Annotated in this window: 4 protein-coding genes; all 4 read right to left on the reverse strand. The window is 46.3% G+C overall.

The features are described 5' to 3' along the window. The coding region (locus tag F7C14_RS07900; protein ID WP_290901648.1) for a Glu/Leu/Phe/Val dehydrogenase dimerization domain-containing protein at positions 1–1,085 on the reverse strand (1,085 nt) is incomplete at its 3' end. Then, entirely contained in the window at positions 1,057–1,971 is a 915-nt protein-coding gene (locus tag F7C14_RS07905) for a 3-methyl-2-oxobutanoate dehydrogenase subunit beta (protein ID WP_290901650.1), read from the reverse strand. The genes F7C14_RS07905 and F7C14_RS07900, both read right to left, overlap by 29 nt. Beyond that, on the reverse strand, positions 1,968–3,098 hold the full coding sequence (locus F7C14_RS07910) for a transketolase C-terminal domain-containing protein (RefSeq protein WP_290901653.1): 1,131 nt from the start codon (positions 3,096–3,098) through the stop codon (positions 1,968–1,970). The genes F7C14_RS07905 and F7C14_RS07910 overlap by 4 nt, the downstream gene beginning before the upstream one ends. Then, positions 3,095–3,295 (reverse strand): 4Fe-4S binding protein (locus F7C14_RS07915; RefSeq protein WP_367114350.1); only part of this gene is annotated, 201 nt, incomplete at its 5' end. The genes F7C14_RS07910 and F7C14_RS07915, both read right to left, overlap by 4 nt.

A 3,295-nucleotide genomic window follows, 5' to 3' on the forward strand; every position in this document is an offset into this window, starting at 1 on the left:
ATTCTTTTCATCTCCCTCAAATTTCTGATTCTGTCAGCCGCCCACATCTCAGCAGCTTTGTGGGTGGAAATTTGCCTTCCAGATGAATCCAAAATCTCTTCGGAAATCTTGAAGATCTCTTCGAGCCTCTTTTTTATTCCCTCGATCTCTTTTTTAAGAAACTTCTCGTTAACGCTCTTATTCTCCTTTCTGCACACGTATTCCGTAGCGACGGTAATTAATCCTCCGGCGTTGATTATGAAGTCCGGAGCGTACAGAATTTCTCTCTTGGCAAGTTCTTCAGCATGCCATTCATTTTCAAGCTGGTTGTTGGCAGCTCCGGCGACAATTTTGCATCTGAGCTTTGGGATCGTCTCGTCGTTTATCACGCCACCCAAAGCACAGGGAGAGAAGATGTCGCATTTTACGGAGTAAATTCTGTTCGGTTCAACGTACTCGGCTCCGAGCTTTCTGAATTCTTCAACATTTTCTGGGTTTATGTCCGTAAATGTAACTTCGGCTCCGTTCTCTAACAAAAGCTTCACAAGCACACTCCCAACTTTCCCAACCCCCTGAACAGCCACGTGAATTCCTTCAAATGAGCCATCTCCGAAAACGTGTTCCAAACAAGCTCTCATTCCGTGGAAAACTCCGTAGGCTGTGAAAGGAGACGGATCGAGTTCAACTCCTGTGACGTAGTCTGTTTCAACTTTCATTATTCTTACATCCTCTACAGTCGTTCCAACATCTTCACCTGTTATAAACCTACCTCCCAGAGATTGGATGAATCTTCCGTAGCTCCTCAGCAAAACTTCACTTTTCACCCTTTTCGGGTCTCCGATTATTACAGCCTTTCCTCCGCCGAAATTTAATCCGGCTGCCGCAGCTTTCAACGTCATAGCCTTTGCGAGATTTAGAACGTCTTTAAGAGCTTCAACTTCGCTCTTATAGTTCCATATTCTCGTTCCGCCCAAAGCGGGTCCAAGGGTTGTGTCGTGAATTGCAACTATCGATTTTAGACCGCACTTCTTATCCTGAAAGAAAATTACCTCCTCGAAATCATCCTTCTCCATCAACTCAAACATAAAACTCTGCTGGAGCTGCATAAACATTCCTCCCCAAAATTCTCCTCCACCTATCCTCGATCCACCTCTCAATCTCAAAAACATCTTCTGACGAGAGGTGGGAAAATCTGCCCTGAGAGAACAAATACTCCTCAACTCTTTTTCTTCTCCTTTTTCCTTCAGCAATGGCTTTACTAACTCCCGTCAATTTAATCTTGCCTTCTTCGTATTCGTAGAGAATCCACATTCCCGTTTCTACTGCAAGCTTGGCAATTTCAACGCTCTTGCTCATCGGAAACTTCCAGCCGGGAGGGCATGGGGTGAGTATTTCTATGTACCTAAACCCGCTAATTTTTCTCGCTCTCCTAACCTTTTTGTAGAGGTCGAGTAAATAGCCAGCTGAAGCTGTGGCGACATAGGAAGCTCCGTGAGAAATCATTATTTCGGCAACATCCTTTCTATGCTCCTTTTTTCCACTCAAAGTTGTGTTCGTCCAAGCTCCGTATGGTGTAGCCCCACTCCTCTGAACGCCGGTGTTTGAGTACATCTCGTTGTTGTAGCAGATGTATATCATATCCTCCCCCCTTTCGGCAGCTCCGGAGAGAGATTGCAATCCTATATCGTAAGTTCCACCGTCTCCAGCCCAGACAACGACATCAGCATCTACACCTCTTTCAAGGAGAGCCGCCTTCACACCTGAAGCTGTTGCAGCAGCTGAGGCAAAGGCTGTGTTTATTACCGGAACCGCTATTGCAGACTTCGGAAACATTCCCTGATAAACCGAGGAGCAGCTTGCCGGGATTACGAGGACTGTTCTTTTCCCAAGGGCTTTCAAAACTACTCTAAGGCATAGAGTCGATGAACATCCGTGACAGGCTGCGTTTCCGGGGAGAAGGAACTCCTCCTCGGGCAACTCGGAAATTCTCAAACTACCACCTCCAAAATCCATTCGTCAGAAATTCTCTCAAGAAGGACTTTCTCGAAAGTTCTGTAGGTGACATCTCTTCCGCCCAAACCGACTATTTTTCCGTAAACTTCTGGAGGGGATTTGAGATCGAAGAGAGCTGATTTCAACTCGGAAAACAGCTGTCCTTCACATCCAGGACTGCCGGCTCGATCGAAAACGTAGACTTTCTCCAAATCTTTCAAAGCTTTAACGATCTCCTTTTTGGGGAATGGTCTGAAAGACTTGATCCTGAGCAAACCAACCCTAACACCTTTTTCCCTCAAACTATCTACAGCCACCTTGGCTTCAGAAGCTATCGCTCCCATCGCAACTATCGCAACATCAGCATCTTCCAAACGGTAGTTTTCGATGACTAAAGGTGTGTACCTTCCGGAAAATTCGTAAAACTCTTTTTCGATCTTTTTCATAACCTTGAGGGCTCTTAAATGGGCTTCGAATACCTCCTTCCTCAACTTCATGAAGTAATCTGGAGACAAGATGTTGCCGAAAGTTGTCGGATTTTCAAAATCGATTACCGAAGGTAAGCTGAAGTCCTCGATAAACTCGCTAACATCGGTAATTTCAACCGGCATAGCCATGTGAGAAAGAACAAAACCATCGTAACACACCATCGCCGGAAGCAAAACGCCCTCGCTTTCCACAACTCTGTAAGCCATCACTACGCTGTCATAGATTTCCTGATTGTCTTCGCAGTAAAACTGCAGCCAACCCGTATCTCTTTGGGAAATGCTGTCGCTCAAGTCAGCCCATATGTTCCATCCCGGTCCGATAGCTCTGTTTGCCACAGCCATGACAACCGGCGCTCTTGAGTTCGTTGCGAAGTGAAGCATTTCGTGCATGTAAGCCAAGCCGTGGCTTGAGGTGGCTGTGAAGCATCTTGCTCCAGCTAATGAAGCTCCAATGCAAGCAGCCATTGCAGAATGCTCCGACTCAACGAGAATTAGTCGTGCTCTCATCTCTCCCGCTTCGATCATTTTTGCGATCTCCTCAAGAACCGGTGTGGCTGGAGTTATCGGATATGCTGCGACAACTCTTACCTTTGCATTCTTCGCAGCCAGAGCGGCAGCTTGATTTCCGGTAATAATCATGCGACCACCTCCTCGGAAAAGGTGATAGCACTTTTCGGACAAACCTCGTAGCAGATCAAACAGCCCTTGCAGAATTCGTAGTTTATCTCAACTCTCCCCCTTCTTTTTATCGCTCCCTCGGGACAGTGAAGCCAACAGTTCAAGCAATTGTTGCAAACATCGTAATTTATCTCCGGTCTTAGGTCTCTCCACAGAGA

The sequence above is a fragment of the Ferroglobus sp. genome (genome assembly GCF_015521575.1).
Classification (GTDB): Archaea; Halobacteriota; Archaeoglobi; order Archaeoglobales; family Archaeoglobaceae; genus Ferroglobus.

What these genes read in the sequence shown, in the direction of transcription:
- F7C14_RS07910 (WP_290901653.1), bottom strand. Translation starts at nt 3,098, where the DNA reads ATGATTATTACCGGAAATCAAGCTGCCGCTCTGGCTGCGAAGAATGCA.